The sequence below is a fragment of the Janthinobacterium sp. BJB401 genome, from assembly GCF_013372745.1.
Taxonomy (GTDB): domain Bacteria; phylum Pseudomonadota; class Gammaproteobacteria; order Burkholderiales; family Burkholderiaceae_D; genus Janthinobacterium; species Janthinobacterium rivuli.
On the sequence record NZ_JABXFH010000035.1, the window covers coordinates 33032 to 51036 of the forward strand.

Annotated in this window: 14 protein-coding genes; 9 read left to right on the forward strand and 5 right to left on the reverse strand. The window is 63.3% G+C overall.

What is annotated here, in order from left to right; all coding sequences use genetic code 11:
- Positions 1-34 precede the first annotated feature (34 nt).
- Entirely contained in the window at positions 35-1297 is a 1263-nt protein-coding gene (gene lplT / locus HWE17_RS20285) for a lysophospholipid transporter LplT (protein ID WP_035820370.1), read from the reverse strand.
- Positions 1298-1543: 246 nt separating this feature from the next.
- Here lplT and alr point away from each other — a divergent pair, with 246 nt between their 5' ends.
- The 4 genes from alr (at position 1544) to fliD (ending at position 6158) form a co-directional block, all read left to right on the forward strand.
- Complete coding sequence (alr, locus tag HWE17_RS20290) at positions 1544-2635, forward strand: alanine racemase (RefSeq protein ID WP_176390004.1); 1092 nt, start codon at positions 1544-1546, stop codon at positions 2633-2635.
- 79 nt (positions 2636-2714) lie between these two features.
- Positions 2715-4091, forward strand: coding sequence for a DNA repair protein RadA (gene radA / locus HWE17_RS20295; protein WP_176390005.1), 1377 nt, complete (start codon positions 2715-2717; stop codon positions 4089-4091).
- Positions 4092-4222: 131 nt separating this feature from the next.
- Positions 4223-4543, forward strand: coding sequence for a PilZ domain-containing protein (locus HWE17_RS20300; RefSeq protein ID WP_225241901.1), 321 nt, complete (start codon positions 4223-4225; stop codon positions 4541-4543).
- 229 nt (positions 4544-4772) lie between these two features.
- Complete coding sequence (gene fliD, locus HWE17_RS20305; protein ID WP_176390007.1) at positions 4773-6158, forward strand: flagellar filament capping protein FliD; 1386 nt, start codon at positions 4773-4775, stop codon at positions 6156-6158.
- Here the strand turns inward: fliD and HWE17_RS20310 are convergent.
- Complete coding sequence (locus HWE17_RS20310; protein ID WP_176390008.1) at positions 6155-6955, reverse strand: helix-turn-helix domain-containing protein; 801 nt, start codon at positions 6953-6955, stop codon at positions 6155-6157. The two genes, fliD and HWE17_RS20310, sit on opposite strands and share 4 nt — an antisense overlap.
- A 100-nt stretch (positions 6956-7055) precedes the next feature.
- Here HWE17_RS20310 and HWE17_RS20315 point away from each other — a divergent pair, with 100 nt between their 5' ends.
- Together HWE17_RS20315 and rraA are read left to right on the forward strand one after the other, a co-directional pair.
- A complete protein-coding gene (locus HWE17_RS20315) occupies positions 7056-8291 on the forward strand; it encodes an MFS transporter (RefSeq protein WP_176390009.1) in 1236 nt (411 codons plus the stop codon).
- Positions 8292-8323: 32 nt separating this feature from the next.
- Complete coding sequence (gene rraA, locus HWE17_RS20320) at positions 8324-8818, forward strand: ribonuclease E activity regulator RraA (RefSeq protein WP_176390010.1); 495 nt, start codon at positions 8324-8326, stop codon at positions 8816-8818.
- Here the strand turns inward: rraA and HWE17_RS20325 are convergent.
- Both HWE17_RS20325 and HWE17_RS20330 read right to left on the reverse strand, forming a co-directional pair.
- Positions 8815-9021 (reverse strand): DUF4952 domain-containing protein, encoded by a 207-nt coding sequence (locus HWE17_RS20325; protein ID WP_176390011.1) that lies wholly within the window; start codon positions 9019-9021, stop codon positions 8815-8817. The two genes, rraA and HWE17_RS20325, sit on opposite strands and share 4 nt — an antisense overlap.
- Entirely contained in the window at positions 9008-9391 is a 384-nt protein-coding gene (locus HWE17_RS20330) for a MerR family transcriptional regulator (protein WP_176390012.1), read from the reverse strand. The genes HWE17_RS20325 and HWE17_RS20330 overlap by 14 nt, the downstream gene beginning before the upstream one ends.
- Positions 9392-9470: 79 nt before the next feature.
- Between HWE17_RS20330 and HWE17_RS20335 the strand changes: the two genes are divergently transcribed.
- From HWE17_RS20335 to HWE17_RS20345, 3 genes are all read left to right on the forward strand, one after another.
- On the forward strand, positions 9471-9908 hold the full coding sequence (locus tag HWE17_RS20335; RefSeq protein ID WP_176390013.1) for a hypothetical protein: 438 nt from the start codon (positions 9471-9473) through the stop codon (positions 9906-9908).
- Between the two features lie 102 nt (positions 9909-10010).
- The gene (locus HWE17_RS20340) at positions 10011-11828 is read left to right on the forward strand and encodes a DUF4153 domain-containing protein (protein ID WP_176390014.1); all 1818 of its coding nucleotides are present in this window, start codon (positions 10011-10013) and stop codon (positions 11826-11828) included.
- 542 nt (positions 11829-12370) lie between these two features.
- A complete protein-coding gene (locus HWE17_RS20345) occupies positions 12371-13963 on the forward strand; it encodes a hybrid sensor histidine kinase/response regulator (protein WP_176390015.1) in 1593 nt (530 codons plus the stop codon).
- Positions 13964-13989: 26 nt separating this feature from the next.
- Here the strand turns inward: HWE17_RS20345 and HWE17_RS20350 are convergent, their stop codons facing one another.
- On the reverse strand, positions 13990-18003 hold the full coding sequence (locus HWE17_RS20350; RefSeq protein ID WP_176390016.1) for a response regulator: 4014 nt from the start codon (positions 18001-18003) through the stop codon (positions 13990-13992).
- Positions 18004-18005: the final 2 nt, after the last annotated feature.

An 18005-nucleotide genomic window follows, 5' to 3' on the forward strand; every position in this document is an offset into this window, starting at 1 on the left:
CGGCGGCACGCCGCGTAATCCGACACCACCGTAATTAATGTTTCTGCTCGCCAATCAGCGACAGATTGTCGTGCTCCGCCTGGTTCAGCTTGTGCCTGCGCATGATCATGTACATGGTGCCGGCGACGAACAGGCCGAACAGGGTGATGATGATGTTGAGCGGCAGGTGCAGGCGGATCATGATGGAATACACGGCCAGCATAGTGAGAATGGACAGGTTTTCATTGAAGTTCTGCACGGCGATGGAATGGCCCGCGCTCATCAGCACGTGGCCGCGGTGTTGCAGCAGCGCATTCATGGGCACGACGAAGAAGCCGGACAGGGCGCCGATCAGTATCAGCAGCGGGTAGGCGATCCATACGGAATGCACTTGCGTCATCATCATGACGATGACGCCCATGGCGATGCCCAGCGGAATGACGGTCAGCGATTTGCGCAGGGGAATGAAACGGGCCGACAGCACGGCGCCGGCGGCCACGCCGATGGCGACAACGCCCACCAGGCTGGTCGCCTTGTCGAAGGGCATGTTCAAGGATTGCTTGGCCCATTCCAGCACGATCAGCTGCAAGGTGGCGCCGGCGCCCCAGAACAGGGTTGTCACGGCCAGGGTGATCTGGCCCAGCTTGTCTTTCCACAGGATGGAATAGCAATTGGCAAAATCGGTAATCAGTTTGATAGGATTGCGTTCCTGGTGCGGATACACGCAGCCCGTGTCGGGAATCTTCAGGTTGGCCAGGGTTGCCAGTACATAAATGCCGACCACCACGCACAGGGCCGCTTCCGTCTTGTTGGTGATGCCCGTGTCGATCAGGGGGAAGTCGAAGGACAGCAGCATGTCGGACACGTGGCCGCTGACGAGTGCGCCGCCCATGACGGTGCCGAGGATGATGGAGGTGACGGTCAAGCCTTCGATCCAGCCATTCGCCGCCACCAGTTTTTCCGGCGGCAGCAGTTCCGTCAGAATGCCGTACTTGGCAGGTGAGTATACCGCCGCGCCAAAACCGACGACGGCGTAGGCCAGCAGCGGGTGCACGTGGAAGAAGACGAGGGCGCAGCCGAAAATCTTGACCATGTTGGCGATGAACATGACCTTGCCTTTTGGCAATGCATCTGCGAAGGCGCCGACAAAAGCGGCCAACAGCACGTAAAACAGCACGAATGACAGTTTGAGCAGCGGCGTGATCCACGCCGGTGATTTCATGGACACCAATAAATCGACGGCGACAAAAAAGAGGGCGTTATCTGCCAGCGAGGAAAAGAACTGCGCCGCCATGATGGTATAAAAACCACGATTCATTCTGGAATGCCTGAAATCATATCTGGCTTGCTTTATACCACGAAAAAACGGCAAACCCCAAGTTTGGAAGGGGCTGCTTTGCATAGTCTTGTCTAAGCGAAGCTTAATTTTTCTGCCGCAGAAAAATACATCACATGTGAGCATTTTATAAATGATGTCCTCTGCGCACGACCGTCGGCGCCTGCCATGTCACCATACGGTGCATCCGGTAAAATACGGCTTTCCCACTCGCCGTACACGACGCATATGCCCAGGCCCCTCATCGCCACCATCCATCTCGATGCCATGCAACACAATCTGGCGCGCGCCCGTGCCGGCGCCCGCGGCGCCAAGGTGTGGGCCGTCGTCAAGGCGAACGCCTATGGCCACGGCCTGGAACGGGCCATGCGGGGCTTTGCCGAGGCCGATGGCCTGGCGCTGGTCGAGGTCGACTACGCCGTGCGCTTGCGCGAACTGGGCTGGACCAAGCCCATCTTGCTGCTGGAAGGGTTTTTCGACGCCAGCGATTTGCTGGTCATGGCGCAGCACAAACTGAATGGCAGCGTGCATTGCGAAGAACAGATCGCCATGCTGGCAGCGGCGCGCCTGCCGCACGCCATCGATGTGCACCTGAAAATGAACACGGGCATGAACCGCCTGGGTTTCACGCCGGATGCCGTGGCGGGTGCGTATGCGCGCCTGCGCGCCATCCCGCACGTCGGCACGATCACCCTGATGACGCATTTCGCCAATGCGGATGAGGCGGCGCCCACGCGCTTGCCGTTAGAGCAGCAGATGCTGCGTTTTGAAGCCGGTGCGGCCAGCATTGGCACAGCCTTGCCGCGCAGCCTGTGCAATTCGGCCGGCCTGCTGATGCACCATCTGGACAGCGACTGGGTACGTCCCGGCATCATGCTGTATGGCGGCACGCCCAGCGGCGCTCCTGGCGGCACCTCGGCGCAGGCGTTCGGCTTGCTGCCCACCATGACCTTGCGCAGCCGCATCATCGGCATCCAGGATATCGCCGCTGGCGACGTGGTCGGCTACGGCAGCCGCTATGAAGCGGCTGGCAATATCAAGGTGGGCGTGGTGGCGTGCGGCTATGCGGACGGTTACCCGCGCCACGCGCCCGAAGGCACGCCCGTGCTGGTCGACGGCGTGCGCACTGGACTCATCGGCAGGGTGTCGATGGACATGCTGATGGTCGATCTGACGCAGGTTCCTGGCGCAAAAGTCGGCAGTGCCGTCACCCTGTGGGGCCAGGGCATGCCGATCGACGAGGTGGCCCTGGCCGCCGGCACCATCGGCTACGAGCTGATGTGTGCACTTGCGCCCCGCGTTCCGGTGATCGAGGCGTGACCTCGCCGCCTTGTTTGTATATACTGTGAATCTACTGTATATATAAACAGCATTATTCCTTACCCGGGCAAAGTACACCATGGCAAAAGTCAAGACCGTCTACACCTGCAGCGACTGCGGCGCCGTCAGCAATAAATGGATGGGGCAATGCACCTCGTGCAATCAGTGGAATACCATGGTGGAAAGCCTGCCCGAAACGGGCGGCAACAACCGCTATTCGAACCCGCAGCACATGTCGCTGGCCCAGACGGCGCCCGTGCTGTCGCTCGACGATATCGACGCCATCGACGTGCCCCGTTTCGGCACGGGCATCGAGGAATTCGACCGTGTGCTGGGCGGCGGCATGGTGGCCGGTGGCGTGGTGCTGATCGGCGGCGACCCCGGCATCGGCAAGTCGACCCTGCTGCTGCAGGCGCTGGCGAACATGTCGCACCACAAGCGCGTGCTGTACGTCAGCGGCGAAGAGTCCGGCGCGCAAATCGCCCTGCGCGCCAAGCGCCTCGTCATCGATGCCAAGGAACTCAAATTGCAGGCCGAGATCCAGCTGGAAAAGATCCTTGCCACCTTGAACGACCTGAAACCGGAAGTGGTGGTCATCGATTCGATCCAGACCGTGTATTCGGACGCCCTCAGCTCGGCGCCCGGTTCCGTGGCGCAAGTGCGCGAATGCGCGGCCCAGCTGACGCGGGCGGCCAAGCAGACGGGCGTGACCATCATCTTAGTCGGCCACGTGACGAAAGAGGGTGCGCTGGCCGGCCCCCGCGTGCTCGAGCACATCGTCGACACGGTGCTGTATTTCGAGGGCGACGCCCATTCCAGCTTCCGTCTCGTGCGCGCCATCAAGAACCGTTTCGGCGCCGTCAACGAACTGGGCGTGTTCGCCATGACGGAAAAGGGGCTGAAGGGGGTGTCGAATCCATCGGCCCTGTTCCTGTCGCAGCACGATAACCAGGTGCCCGGTTCCTGCGTGATGGTGACGCAGGAAGGCACGCGCCCCTTGCTGGTGGAAATCCAGGCCCTCGTCGACACGAGCCACTTGCCGAATGCGCGCCGCCTGTCCGTCGGCCTGGAGCAGAACCGTCTGGCCATGCTGCTGGCCGTCGCGCACCGCCACGCGGGCATCGCCGCCTTTGACCAGGATGTGTTCATCAATGCCGTCGGCGGCGTCAAAATCACGGAGCCGGCGGCCGACCTGGCCGTGTTACTGGCGATTAACTCGTCGATGCGCAACAAGCCGCTGCCACGGGGATTGGTCGTGTTTGGCGAGGTGGGACTGGCCGGCGAAATCCGTCCCGCGCCACGGGGCCAGGAGCGCTTGCGCGAAGCTGCCAAGCTGGGCTTTACCCTGGCTGTGGTGCCGAAGTCGAACTTGCCCAAGCAAGTCATTGAAGGCCTCAAGGTCATCGGCGTCGAGCGTATCGACGAAGCGTTTAACAAGTTACGCGACCTGGAGTAATAGTTGGTATGGTTTAAATGCCAAGCTTGAGACAAGTCAAACAAAATTTCCGTTTGGAACTATAATATTTGTCCGATGGATTCACCCCGTGAATCCGCATCGACAATGCATAGTTAGAGAAGCGGAATATAGTGTCAGTTGAGCAAAGGCAGGGCGCACGCAAGATATTGCGTGCCAAGGCAATGTTGGTAATGGATGGCGCGGGTCCCGTGGCGGCGCGCACGCTTGATGTGGGGCCGGGCGGGATGGCGGCCGTCATCGCGGAGCCGGTGCCGACAGGCAAGCAGGGCAAGGTGCTGTTCGAGCTGTTTTACGATGGCGCGGCGCACATCATCGAGGCGCGCGTGTCCGTCTCGCACTGTATTTTCAGCAGCGCAGGTTTCAAGGTGGGACTCACTTTCCTGCACCTGGACATGGCCGTCAGCAGCGCCATTTCGAAATTCATGCGCTGAGGAAAGCCGGGAGCGTGCTGCAGGTGAAATGCGCTAAAATGGTGCATATGGGTTTGCAGTCAGGAAAAACTTGCTCTGTTCGCTGTTTTGATATTCCGGTAATACTGCATAATTATCAACCAGAAGAGGGACGCCGCCGCGCCATGCGAGCCTGCCGTCCTTCTCCAGCGCAGCACGGTCACGACCTGAACCGTGCGCCTTGACCTTACACCCGACGGGAACGCCTACCATGTTTAATTCGACCATCAACAGCAGGGCTTACACCAACAACACGCAGCAGACGACGCAGGGCAATATCTCGGCCGATGTGTATGCGAAGGTGGAGCGCCAGATGCAGTCGCAGAACACGGGCGTTGTCAAGCTCAACGCCAGTCTGGCGCGCGACCAGGCCAAGTTCTCGGGCCTGGGCCAGTTGCAATCGGCGCTGGCAAAATTTCAGACCGTGGCCAAGAACATGGCCGGCAGCGGCCTGGCCACGTCGGCCACGTCCAGCAGCAAGGATGTGCTGAGCGCCACCACCACCGACAAGGCCGCCAGCGGCAGCCATGAACTGAACGTCAAGCAGCTGGCGCAGGGACAGACCCTGCTCAGCGGCGCGCAGAAATCCTCGAGCGCGCCGATCGGCACCGGTGCGCCGGCGCTGGTGAAGATCGAAGTGGGTTCGGCTGACGGCAAGCAATTTACGCCCGGCAGCGGCAAGATCATTTCGCTGACGATTGACAGCAGCAACAATAGCCTCGACGGCATCGCCGCCGCGCTCAAGCAGCAGGGCATCGACGCCAGCGTGGTCAAGGGTCCCGATGGCTACTCGCTGGCCTTGAACGGCAAGAGCGGCGCCGACAGCAGCATGCGCATCAGCGTGTCCGGCGACGCGGCCGTCAGCAATCTGCTCAGCTATGCGCCTGGCGCCGGCAAGGGCATGCAGCAGACGGCCGCGGCGCAGGATGCGCTGCTGACCGTCGACGGCAAGGAGATCAAGAGCGCCACGAATACCCTGACGACGGCTGTCGAGGGCGCCACCATCGAATTGAAGAAAAAGGGTGTGACGGACCTCGTCATCGCCAAGGACAGCAGCCAGATCGCGACCAACGTGGCCAGCTTCGTCACGGCCTACAATGAACTCAACAGCAAGCTGCAGAGCTTGCAGCAGGGCGACTTGAAGTCCGACACGGCCCTGGGTCAGGTGCGTTCGCAGATGGAGCAAGTACTGCGCACGGCCAGCACGGGCGTGCCATCGTCGGTGCTCGGCAGCGCCGGCGTGACCCTGGGCAAGAGTGGCGAGCTGGTGCTCGACGATAAAAAGCTCAAGGCGGCCATCGCGGCCGATCCGGACGCCGTCAGCAAGATGTTTACCAATAACGGCAAGGGTGTGGCGGATCAGTTCGTCAGCAAGATCGGCGAGCTGACGGGCGAAACGAGCATCATCCGCAAGGAAGTGCAGACGGTCGGCAAGGACATCACCACCCTGACCAACAAGAAAGCCGTGCTGGCCAAGGCGCTGACGGCCCAGGCGCAGGCGCTGGTGAAAGCATATTCCGCACAGGAACAGATGGGAACGAACTCGGCCTTGCCGGGTTATACCGGTAAAAATTCCCTCTTCGACTTCATGGCCTAAGAGCGCTCGCCCTGGGCAAAGAAGGCTGACGGCGAACTGCCGAAAGTCTTCTTGAACATGGCGGAAAAGGCCGACTGGCTGGCGTAGCCCAGTTCTTCGGCCACCTGCGACAGCGGCACGCCGCGCGCGATCAGGGGCGCCGCGTGCGCCAGGCGCACCTGCTGGCGCCACTGGCCAAAACTCATGCCCAATTCCCGTTCGAACAGCCGCGCCAGGGTACGCTCCGAGGCGCCGACCTGCTGCGCCCAGTGTTCCAGCGTCTGGTTCAAGCCCGGTTTCTCGATCAGGCTGTCGCACAGGGTTTTCAGGCGCTTGTCGCTGGGCAAGGGCACGCGGATGGGATGCGTGGCCGAGCGTTTCAATTCATCGAGGATCAGTTCGGCCAGCAGCGCCTCGCGCGCCGGTTCCTGGCCCGGGTCCAATTGCTCCAGCGCCATGATCAGCTGGCGCAGCAGGTTCGATACTTCCAGCACCTTGCAGTCCTGGCCCGCGAACGGCGCGCGCGCGGCATGGATGCATAGTGGCCGCAAACGGGTTTTTTCCAGTATCGTGACGGCATGCTCCACGTTGGGCGCGATCCAGATGGCGCGCATGGGCGGCAGCACCCAGCTGCTGTTGTTGGCGGTGATGCGCAGCACGCCTTCGAGCGCCATGGTCACCTGGCCCCATGGATGGCTGTGCGGCAAGAGAAATTCATCGGTTTGCAGGTCGCGCGCGACCATCGTCACGGGGATGGTCGCGCTGGGCGCTTCCCGTGGCGGACACATGCGGGTATGGTGGAGGATAGGTACACCCATCAGCTTGGCCTTAATTCGATAAATTATGTCGTTCTGTCGGAAAACAGACGATGGTATTTTGCATACACTTGAGCTTCACCAGTATAAGACAGGGTATGACATGATCACAACTCACTCGGCATCCGAAATTCCCACCCTGCGCAGCGACGCCCGCGTCATCGGCCTGGTGGGGCTGGCGCATGGCGTGTCGCACTTCTATCACCTGATCCTCGCGGCCCTGTTCGTCTGGCTGAAACCGGCCTTCGGCCTGTCGTATGCCGAGCTGGGCCTGCTGATGACGGTGTTCTTCATCATCTCGGGCGTGGGGCAGGCGCTGGCCGGCTTTGTCGTCGACCGCTTCGGTGCGCGCGCCGTGTTGTTTTCCGGCATCTTCTTGCTGGGCGTGTCGGCGCTGGCCCTGTCCACCGCACACAGCTATGCGGCGCTGATGCTGGGCGCCATGCTGGCAGGCATGGGCAACAGCGTGTTCCACCCAGCCGATTACACCATCCTCAACCAGCGCGTCTCGGCGGCCCGCGTGGCCTACGGCTTTTCCGTGCATGGCATCAGCGGCAATATCGGCTGGGCTTTGTCGCCCCTGTTCATGACGTATGTTGCCACCCATTATGACTGGCGGGTCGCGCTGCAATGCGCGGCCGTGCTGCCGTTCGGCGTGCTGTTGATCCTGTTCCTGAACCGCCACGCCATCCGTCCCGAGCCCGTGAAAAAGGCCGCGCCAGGCCAGGCGGCTGGCGGCGAAGGCACCTTGGACTTCCTGCGCCTGCCTGCCGTGTGGATGTGCTTTGCCTTTTTCTTCATTACCGCCATCGCCCTGGGCGGCATCCAGAGCTTTGCCAGCGTGGCCCTCGTCAAGCTGTATGGCATGAGCCTGGCGCTGGCCACCAGCGCCTACACGGCCTATATGCTGGCCTCGGCCGTAGGCATGCTGGCCGGCGGCGTGGTGGGCGCGCGCAGCAAGCAGCCGGACCGCAACGTGGCGATCGCCTTTTCCGCTGCCGCGCTGCTGGCCGTGCTGCTGGCCATGGCCGTCGTGCCGGCCTGGGGCGCGGTGGTGCTGATGGGCGCCATCGGCTTGACGTCCGGCGTGGCGGGGCCGTCGCGCGACCTGATGATACGCGCGGCCGCGCCGAAAAATGCCACCGGGCGCGTGTATGGCGTCGTGTATTCGGGCCTCGACAGCGGCCTGGCCGTCGGCCCCCTGTTCTTTGGCGCGCTGATGGATGGCGACCATCCGGCCCTGCTGTTCGTCTTCATCGGCGTGTTCCAGGCGCTGGCGATTGCCACGGCCGTGGGCGTGGGCGGCAAAACCCGTGCCGCGGCGCTGCAAAAGGCATAGAATCGTTGCCATCTGCTACGAAAGGAATTCCCATGACCTTTGCCACCACCGACCTGTGCGACGACTATGCAGCCATGCTGGACGATGGCACCCTGGCCGTGCTGCCGCCCGTGTACCGCGCCTTTGGCCAGCGCGTGCGTTTCAGCGGCCCCGCCACCACCTTGCACGTGTTCGAAGACAACGCCCTCGTGCGCAGCACCCTGGAGACGCCGGGCCAGGGCCATGTGCTGGTGATCGATGGCGGCGGCAGCCTGCGCCGCGCGCTGGTGGGCGGCCAGCTGGGTGTGCTGGCCGAAAACAACGGCTGGGCCGGCATCGTCGTCGATGGCTGCATCCGTGACAGCGAGGAAATCAATGTCTGCCAGATCGGTGTGCGCGCCCTGGCCACGCATCCGCGCAAGAGCAACAAGACGGGCGCCGGCCAGCGCGACGTGCGTGTGCAGATCAGCGGCGTGGCCGTGCATCCGGGCGACTGGATCTATGCCGATGCGGACGGCATCCTGGTGGCGCGGCAGGAACTCGACTAAGGGCCTGTCCCACCAGGGCAGCGCCGCAGATACGCTTCCGTCTGCTGCGCATGCTTGCCACCGACTTCATGGCGCTCCCTGTTTTGCTGGCAACCCTGGTAGACGAGATACGCGGGTTTCTTGCCCAGCCGGGACAGGAAGTCGCCGCAGGCCAGCTCGGCGCCCAGCAGGTAAAGCCACGGCAGTAATTTAGTGCGCTGCACCGGCATCGCCCCGCAATGGACAATCGGCCGCCTGCGGCCCCATACGCAGCACCAGTTCGCCGCGCAATTGCGTCAATCCCGCGATGCGCGCATCGATTTCGCCCAGCTTGCGCGCCAGCGCCGCGCGCAGCAGGTCCGCCGTGGCGGGATCGCCGGCACTGGCTAGCAGCGGCATGTCGGCCTCGATTTCGGCCAGCGTAAAACCCAGCTGCTGCGCCGTGCGCAGGTAGCGCAGCCAGTCGGCCGCCTCGGGCGGGTAGTCGCGGTAGCCATTCGCGCCGCGCCGCGCGCGCAGCAAGCCCCGCTTTTCGTAAAAGCGCAGGGTATCGCGGCTCAAGCCCGTCGCCTGCGCCATCTCGCCGATCTGCATGGAATTCTTTCATAAAATGCTTGACCATGGAGTGTACTCCAAGCTCGATCATGGGTGCTTTCCATAACCAGGAGTTCCCATGTTGTCCATTTCCGCCTTCCGCCGCGTGGTGCGCGCCAGCGCCATTTATGATGTGCTCATGATTGCCCCGTTTACCACGCCGTGGACGTTTTTGCTGCTGCGCGAACACTTGAACGCGCTCAACGTGAGCCTGGGCGGCCTGCCGCTGCCCGTCTTCGGACCGTTTCATCTGCTCATCAGCAGCTTGTTTGGCAGCGTGGTGATGGTCTGGTCGGTGCTGCGCATGCTGGACCCGCAGCCGCGCTTCGGCCGCTACGACGCGGCGGCGCGCTACCTGTTTTCCATCTGGATGGCGTGGGCGCTGCTGGTGACGGGCCAACCCGTGCTGTGGCTGTTCCTCGTGCCGGAACTGGCCTGGGGCCTCGCGCAAAGCCTGCCATTGCGCCGCAGTGAAGACGCGCGGGGAGGGCGTGCGCGTGAATCGCTGTTGAGATGACGATAACGAAATGCAATAATGGCCGTGCTCGCAGTACAGCAATGACTGCAATGAACGACTATTAAGAGGATGATTATGCAGCAGGATGTCGCAGGAAAAAACATGGCGTTGCTCGATCCGGTGGTGGCGCCGCGCATCGCGGTGACGCGCCTGGTGACGGGCCTGCTGCAAGGCTTGCTGCTGTACTGGCTGTACAGCACGGCGCAAGACAAGGTCTGGCCCGCCACGGAAGCCTATCTGCTGGCGCCGCTGATGCTGATCAGCCTGCTGCTACCGATCCTGCTGGTGTCCAGCCTGGGCCACATGTCGGTCAAGCGCATCGGCCTGTGGATGGCGGGTGCGGCCGTCGTGATGGCCGTGCTGGCCTGGCATGACGTGGCGCGCGGCGCCGAGCACGTGATATGGGGCAACTACAAGCCGGGCGCGCCCCTGCGCGTCATTTCCGCCCAGCTGTTCGGTTTTTGCGTCGTGGGTTTTTATATCGCCCACGCGCTGGTGCTGGCCAGCGCCCAGGATGGCCAGCGCATCGCCCGTTATCCTACCTACTTTGAAATCGCCTGGAAGCTCGGTATCCAGCTGCTGTTTTCCCTGCTGTTCGTGCTGGGCCTGTGGCTGGTGCTGTGGCTGGGCGGACAATTGTTCCTGCTCATCAAACTGAGTTTCCTGAAAAAACTGCTGGGCCAGGCCTGGTTCGTGATTCCCGTCATCTGCTTCGCGTTTTCGTTTGCCATCCACATCACGGACGTGCGTCCGTCCATCGTGCGCGGCATCCGCACCTTGCTGCTGGTGCTGCTGTCGTGGCTGATGCCGATCGCCGCCGTGCTCGTCTCCGGTTTCCTGCTGACCTTGCCCTTCATCGGCTTCGAGCGCCTGTGGGCCACGCGCCATGCGGCGTCCGTGCTGCTGGGCATGGCCGGCGTGCTGGTGGTGCTGATCAATGCCGCCTTCCAGAATGGCGAAGTGGGCCATGGCGTGGCGCGCGGCATCCGCCTGGGCACGCGCCTGGCTTGCCTGCTGCTGCCATGGGTGGTGGGCATCGCCATCTATGCGCTGACCCTGCGCGTGATGTCGCATGGCTGGACGTCCGACCGCCTGATCGCTGCCGCCTGCCTGCTGGTCGCCACCTGCTACGCCGCCGGCTATGCCTGGGCGGCCAGCAAGTATGGCGACTGGCTGCACCTGATCGCCAACGTCAATGTGGCCACTGCCGGCGTCACCCTGCTGGTGCTGTTCGCCCTGTTCTCGCCCCTGGCCGACCCGGCCCGCATTTCCGTGGCCAGCCAGATGGCGCGCCTGGACAGCGGCAAGATCGGCGTGGACAAGTTCGATTTCGAATACCTGCGCTTCCAGGGCGCCCGCTATGGCCAGGCAGCCTTGCAGGAGTTGACGAAACGCACGACGGGGCCAGACGTGGCCATCGTGCGGGCCCGTGCCGAAGCCATGCTCAAGCGCCAGAACCGCCTCGACGAGACGGGGGCGCTGAGCGACGTGTCGATCAACCTGACCCTGCGCCCGGCCACGGCGAAGTTGCCGGAGAGTTTCCTGCGCCAGGACTGGACGCAAGTGAGCCCGGCCTGGCGCCTGCCCGCCTGTTTGAAACGGGCAGGGCCGCAGTGCGATGCCTACCTGCTCGATTTCGATGGCGATGGCAAGCAGGACGTGCTGCTGATCAGCAATGACCCGCGTGCCTCGTCGGTGTTGCTGGCGGAAAAGGACGACGGCAGCTGGATCGCGCGCGGGCAAATCCCCACGGATGCCCTGCGCTGCAAGCCCCTGCGCGAGAAACTGCAGGCGGGCGAGTTCCAGCTGGTGCCGCCGAAAGTGCGCGAACTGGAAGTCGACGGCCAGCGCGTGCCGATGACCTTATATACGCCAGAGGATGAGGTCAGCTGCCCCGATGAGACGGCGCCGGGGCCGTAAGTGGCAGTGAGAGGACTTGGCGCACCGGACCAAACCTCTTGCTGGCGCTGAAGGCAGTAAGTTCGTGCACTGAATCATTTTGACTGTGCGGTATCGGCCAGAAGCCGAAGTTGGCGGCTATTTGGGTAGGAGTCGTTCCGTCACGCGAGCCAATGAACACATCTTAATCCCTGCCAGGCGAACTGAAGTTGAAATGCTGAGTGATTGCTCCTCTTGAGCTTCAGGTGAAGTATTCCGCTAGCCGACGCGGTGAGGCCGTATTCCACCGATTGATAGCCTTCGATGGTACCGCGATTTTTTCTTCGTATTGCGCTGTGGGCCAGTCCTATCTGCTTGAACTGCCGTAGATCGTGGCTAACACGTCGTCGGCTACTAGCGCGAACAAAGCAGAATGGTCACCGTTTTTTCATGTCACACTATTTGTGCCTTATAACATAATAACGATGGGTTGAAATGTTTTTGCTCCAACCCAGCAAAAAAATGCCTCATAATAAATGAGGCGGTCTGCTACGCAATGTAGCAGGCCCGACATGGGGGGCGACATGGCAGAAGTGCTGAGAATACTGGTGGTCGACGACGTCGAAACAATGCGCAAGGTCACTGCTGGCCAACTGACCTCGCTCGGCTATGGGGCGGTGGAGCTCGCATCCGATGGAGCCGAAGCTTGGCGCATGATTGAGCGCAAGCGTTATGATTTGGTGATCTCCGACTGGAATATGCCAGCGTTGACCGGCATCGCCCTACTGCAGATGATACGCTCCAGTCCGCGCCATATGCACATGCCGTTCATTATGATCACCGCCGAGGCCGAGCGCAGCCGCATCGAAACGGCCATCAGCAGCGGTGTCAGCGACCTGCTGGTCAAACCCTACACGGCGGGCCGGCTGGCCACCAGCATCAAGCGCGCGATGGCGCACCAGGTTGCACCACCAGTGCCGGACACGAACATCGATGCGCCGCTCGTTGCTGTAATCGTAGACGATGTCGTCGTCGTGCCACCGGCTGTGGTTCATTTGCCACCGCCGCAACCGTTGCCGCCGACCTTGCTCCTGGTCGATGACACTGCCGACAACTTGTACGTGCTGGCCAATGTGTTCAAGGGCCGCTACCGCATCAAGGCAGCGCACAACGGCGAGAAAGCGTTGGCTCTGTGCTGCAGCGACACGCCACCCGACCTGGTGCTGTTGGACGTGATGATGCCTGGCATGGACGGGTTTGAAGTGGCGCGCCGCATGCGCCAGCATCCCGGCGCGGAAAACGTGCCCATAATCTTCGTCACAGCCCTGACCGACGACGCCGCGCGCCTGCAGGGCATGGAGTTGGGCGCGGTGGACTTCATTACCAAGCCAATCGACCCGGCCCAGCTCAAGCTGCGGGTCGACAACTTCATGCGCTACGTCGAGCTGCGCCGCCACCTGCAAGCCGATTACGACAACATGCTCGCCATCGCCCGCCTGCGCGATGACGTCGAGGCCATGACGCGGCACGACCTCAAGGGACCGCTGGCCGGCGCCATCGGCATAGTGCAGTCGCTGATCGACGCCGCCGACATGGACCGCCGACAGCTTGAGAATTTGCGGCTGGCCGAGCAGGCCATGCTGCAGGTGACCGACATGGTCAACCTGTCCACCGAGCTGTACAAGATCGAGACGGGAAAATACGTGCTCCATGCAGCGCCGCTGCCCATCAGCGACATGTTGCGGCGGGTGGTTGAGACGGCACGCGCCACTTACGCGGGTAAGCAGCTGGTGTTGGCGGTCGACACCGATTTCGATGTCGGCATCGACGCTCCGCTAGCGCTGGGCGATGCCATGCTGACCTATTCGCTGCTGAATAATCTGATCAAGAACGCCTGCGAGGCAGCGCCAGAGCGCACCCGTGTCATTGCCACGCTGTACGCCGGAAGCCCGTTGCGCATCGAGATAGTCAACAAGGGTGTGATCCCGGAACCGATACGCGAACGCTTCTTTGACAAGTTCGTCACCGACGGTAAGTCCGGCGGCACCGGCCTGGGCACTTATTCGGCACGCCTACTGGCGCGCGCGCAATACGGCGAGGTGGCCTTCGCCGTCGATGACGAGCTCCAGACCACCACCCTGATTGTCAGCCTGCCGTCGGTGCCGCCCCCGGCCTAAGGCGAATCGCGCGGCGGCCTTGCTTGTCAGGCTGGCTGCACCACGGCATCAAGCGCTTCCAGCGCAGCGTCGAAGTCGAAGCGTTCAATTGCCTGGCTGACTTTGCGCAGCTGTCGCGCCAGCGGGTGGCCGGCGGCTTGCGATTCCAATGTCTCCAGCACATCCAGCGCGGCGGTGTCGCTGTCGGCCAGCAGCTTGCGCAGCTGGGCAAGTGTGGCGGCCGCGTCCGGCGGCAGGGCGGGAGCCGCTGCGATGGCCCCGGCCCGGGTGTTCTCTGCCGCTGCAGTATAGTTGCCCAGTGCCGCCAAGCCGAGCAGCACCGGCGCCAGTTCGTTTTCGACCGCCGTCAGCAGCACAGCCAGTTCGGCTTCGGCTACACCAGCTTTGCATGCCAGTTCCAGTGCGGTAGCTGTCGCCGCCACGCCTTTGGCACCGACGTTGCCGGCGGTGCCGCGCAAGGTGTGGGCTACCCGCGCCGCCGCTGTGGGGTCATCGCTTTGCCGCGCAGCCTCAAATTCCCCCCGCAGTCTAGCGTGGCCGTCGCGGAAGCGCACCAGCATGCGCAGGTAAAGGTCCTGCCGGCCCATGCTGGTCGCCAGGCCGGCGCGCTGGTCGATACCGGGGAGTTGGGCAGGTAGGGCGTCGGCGGCCGTTTTGTCTTCGGCATCGGGCTGCTCCGCCGGGGGCGTTGCTACAGCCGGCTGCGCCGGGCGGATCCACTTGCTCATGGTGGCGAACATGGAGGCGACGTTCAGCGGCTTGGAGATGTGGTCGTTCATGCCGGCCGCCAGCGCCATTTCGCGGTCGCCGGCCATGGCGTTAGCGGTCATGGCGATGATCGGCAGCTGAGCGTAGCGGGGTTGGGCGCGCAGGCGGCGGGTGGCTTCGTAGCCATCCATCACCGGCATCTGGCAGTCCATCAGCACGCCGTCGAAGGCGGCGGTCCCGGCTTGGGTCAGCAGGTCCAGCGCCTGTTGCCCATCGCCTACGATGGTGAGCACGATGCCAGCGCTTTCAAGCAGCTCGCGCGCTAGCTCCTGGTTCATATCGTTGTCCTCGGCCAGCAGCAGGCGGGCGCCGGCCATGCGGGCCTGGTCGGCCGCGCTGCGGTCCTGTCGCTCTGCCTGGCGCGTTTCGGCCACCACGCCCTTGCCCAGTACCTCGCCGATTGCTTCGAGCAGCGTCGACGGGGTGACTGGCTTGGTCAGCACGGCTGGCAGCGCCACCTGCTGGAGCGCCGCCGCTTCCTGAGCGTCGTCCCGGCCGAAGGCAGTCACCATGATGACAGAAGGGATGTGAGTCACGGCGCCGCTCTGCATGCGCTGCAGCGTTTCGACGCCGTCCATGCCCGGCATGCGCCAGTCCAGTAGCACCAAGTCGTAGGGCAGGCTTTTGCGCTCAGCCTCGACCATGGTGCGCAGCGCGCTGTGGCCGCTGTCGGCGAGGTCCACCTCCAAGCCGAAACTGCGAGCCATTGTCGACAAGATTTCGCGCGCGCTGGCGTTGTCGTCGACCACCAGCACGCGCAGGCCGAGCAGCTCGTCGGCGTGGAACATGCGGCGCGGCTGCACCTCGGTCTGGCGTCCGAAACGGGCGCTGAAGTGGAAGGTCGAGCCCTCGCCCGGCATGCTCTCGACCCAGATCCGGCCATCCATCAGCTCCACCAGCTTCTTGGAGATGGCCAGACCTAGCCCGGTGCCTCCGTATTTGCGCGTGGTCGAGCTGTCTGCCTGGCTGAACGAGTGGAACATGCGTTCGCACTGCTCGGCCGTCATGCCGATACCGCTGTCGCGCACCCAGAAGTGAAGCTCGACTTGATCCCCGGCGTCGGCAGCCATCTCGATCCCGACCACGATCTCACCGCGTTCGGTGAACTTGGCGGCGTTGTTGCCGAGGTTGACCAATACCTGACCCAGCCTCAGCGAATCGCCTACCAATGCGGTCGGCAGGTCGGCCGAAGTGGCGAACAGTAGTTCCAGGCCTTTTTCCTCGGCCTTCAGGCCGATCATGCTGGCGAAATTCTCCAGCACGTCCTCCAGCCGGAACGGGGCCTGCTCTATGTTCATCTTGCCCGCTTCGATCTTGGAGAAGTCAAGAATGTCGTTGATGATGCCCAGCAGGTTCTCGGCCGAGCGGTGCACCTTCTCGATGTAGTTGCGCTGTTTTTTGTCGAGATCGGTGCGTAGCGCCAGATGGCTCATGCCGATAATTGCGTTCATCGGCGTACGGATCTCGTGGCTCATGTTGGCCAGGAAATCGCTCTTGGCGCGCGTAGCGTCCTCGGCGATCTCCTTGGCGCGCAGAACCTCGGCCTCCGCCAGCTTGCGGTCGCTGATGTCGCGCACCGAGGCGCACACGCAAACGCCGCGCTCGGCGATAGCCGGCAGCCGCGACAGGCCGATCTCGACCGAGAAGCGGCTGCCATCCTTGCGCATACCGTGCAGGTCGGCGCCTGTCATGCCCATCTGGCGTGCCGTGCCTTGCTCGATGAAACCATTGCGCGAGCCGACGTGGCGCCCGTGCGCCTCCGGCGGCACCAGCGTTTCGATCGGCAAGCCGGCCAACTCGCCGGCCTCGTAGCCGAACAGCTGGTCGAGCTGCGGGTTGGTCATCATGATCAGGCCGTGCACATCGATTACCAGCATGCCGTCCGGCGCAGCCTCGATGATGCCGCGATACCAGGCCTCGGTGGCTTTCAGCACCACCTGCTGCGCTTCGAGTTCGATCGCCATGGCCTGCACCGCGTGGCTGCGTGCCTTGATTTCCAGCGACATCGCCAGTTTGGGCAGCAGCTCGTCCATCAGCACCCGGCCCGATTCGCTGGGAGCGTCGAAGCCGGCCAGCTCCAGCACGCCCATCAGGCGCTCGCCGTGCAGCAGTGGCAGCACCTGCAGGTGGCGTGGGCGCGACCGCCCCAGTTGCGAGTGAATCTGCACGTAGTCGTCCGGCAGGGCGTCGAGCCGGAGCGGCTGGCGGTCCTGCGCGCACTGACCCAGCAGGCCACTGCCCAACGCCAGTTGCGGCGCCGGCGGATGGTCCGGATCGGCGGCGTAGCTGGCGGCAAGGCGCAATGCGGCGGCGTTTTCGTCAAGCAAGTAGAGCGCGCCCTGGCCAGCCTGCACCAGCGGCGCGAGTAGCGTCAACAGGCGCTGCGCGGCCTGGTCAAGGCTGGCCGCTTGCTGCAGTTCGGCCTGGATCGAGGCTTCCTGCGACTTGATCCAGCGCTGCATGTCGAGCTGGCGCGATTCGACCTGCAACTTGGCGATGGCGCGGGCCAGGTCGCCCGTTTCGTTCTGGTAGTCAGTATGCGGAATCACGCTGTCGAGCTGGCCGGCGGCCAGCGCATCGACCGCCTCGCGCAGGCGGTTGACCGGGCGCCGGATCGAGATGCTGATCCACCAGGCGCATAGCAGCGCCACCGCCAGGCCACCGATCAGCAGGGCGTAGGTGAGGGTGCTGCTGGTGAGGGCGAATTGGCGAATCTGGTAGATGGTGCTGCGGGCGTTGGAATCCTTGACGGCGGCGATCTCGGCCATCTGCCGGTCGGCGGTGCGCATCGCGTGCTGGAAGCGCTCGCTGTTGAGCAGGGCGTTGGCTTCGGCGTTGCGGTGCAGCCGCGCCAGTTCGATTGCCTCGTCGGCGATGCGCTCGGCGCGCGCCAGCATGCTTTCAAAGACGTTATGGCGTTGCTGGTTGTCGATGCGCAGCAGGGTGGCGCGGGCCTCGTCGACGGCAAAGTGTAGCTGCTCGCGCGTCTTGTCTAGCTGTTCGAGCGCCTTGTCGACGGCAACAGGGTCCGGGCCGTTGGCCACCTTGTGCAGCATTAGCTCAAAGCGGTTGAGCTGGATGCGGGCCTCCTTGACCTGTACGATGCCGATCATGCCCTCGCTGAGCAGGCGCTGCATGTCGCTACTCAACTGGTCTTGGGTGCGCAGGCTTTGCAACCCCAGCGCTAGGGCCAGCAGCAGCACTGCGCAAAAGCCGGCCGCAAGCTTCTGGCGCAGGCGCAGCCGTTCAAGATAAGCCAGGGGCGAACGCATGC

Excerpts from the sequence above, each read along its gene's own strand:
- lplT (WP_035820370.1), bottom strand. The coding sequence starts at position 1,297 with ATGAATCGTGGTTTTTATACCATCATGGCGGCGCAGTTCTTTTCCTCG.
- alr (WP_176390004.1), top strand. The coding sequence starts at position 1,544 with ATGCCCAGGCCCCTCATCGCCACCATCCATCTCGATGCCATGCAACAC.
- radA (WP_176390005.1), top strand. The coding sequence starts at position 2,715 with ATGGCAAAAGTCAAGACCGTCTACACCTGCAGCGACTGCGGCGCCGTC.
- fliD (WP_176390007.1), top strand. The coding sequence starts at position 4,773 with ATGTTTAATTCGACCATCAACAGCAGGGCTTACACCAACAACACGCAG.
- HWE17_RS20310 (WP_176390008.1), bottom strand. The coding sequence starts at position 6,955 with ATGGGTGTACCTATCCTCCACCATACCCGCATGTGTCCGCCACGGGAA.
- HWE17_RS20315 (WP_176390009.1), top strand. The coding sequence starts at position 7,056 with ATGATCACAACTCACTCGGCATCCGAAATTCCCACCCTGCGCAGCGAC.
- rraA (WP_176390010.1), top strand. The coding sequence starts at position 8,324 with ATGACCTTTGCCACCACCGACCTGTGCGACGACTATGCAGCCATGCTG.
- HWE17_RS20330 (WP_176390012.1), bottom strand. The coding sequence starts at position 9,391 with ATGCAGATCGGCGAGATGGCGCAGGCGACGGGCTTGAGCCGCGATACC.
- HWE17_RS20335 (WP_176390013.1), top strand. The coding sequence starts at position 9,471 with ATGTTGTCCATTTCCGCCTTCCGCCGCGTGGTGCGCGCCAGCGCCATT.
- HWE17_RS20340 (WP_176390014.1), top strand. The coding sequence starts at position 10,011 with ATGGCGTTGCTCGATCCGGTGGTGGCGCCGCGCATCGCGGTGACGCGC.
- HWE17_RS20345 (WP_176390015.1), top strand. The coding sequence starts at position 12,371 with ATGGCAGAAGTGCTGAGAATACTGGTGGTCGACGACGTCGAAACAATG.
- HWE17_RS20350 (WP_176390016.1), bottom strand. The coding sequence starts at position 18,003 with ATGCGTTCGCCCCTGGCTTATCTTGAACGGCTGCGCCTGCGCCAGAAG.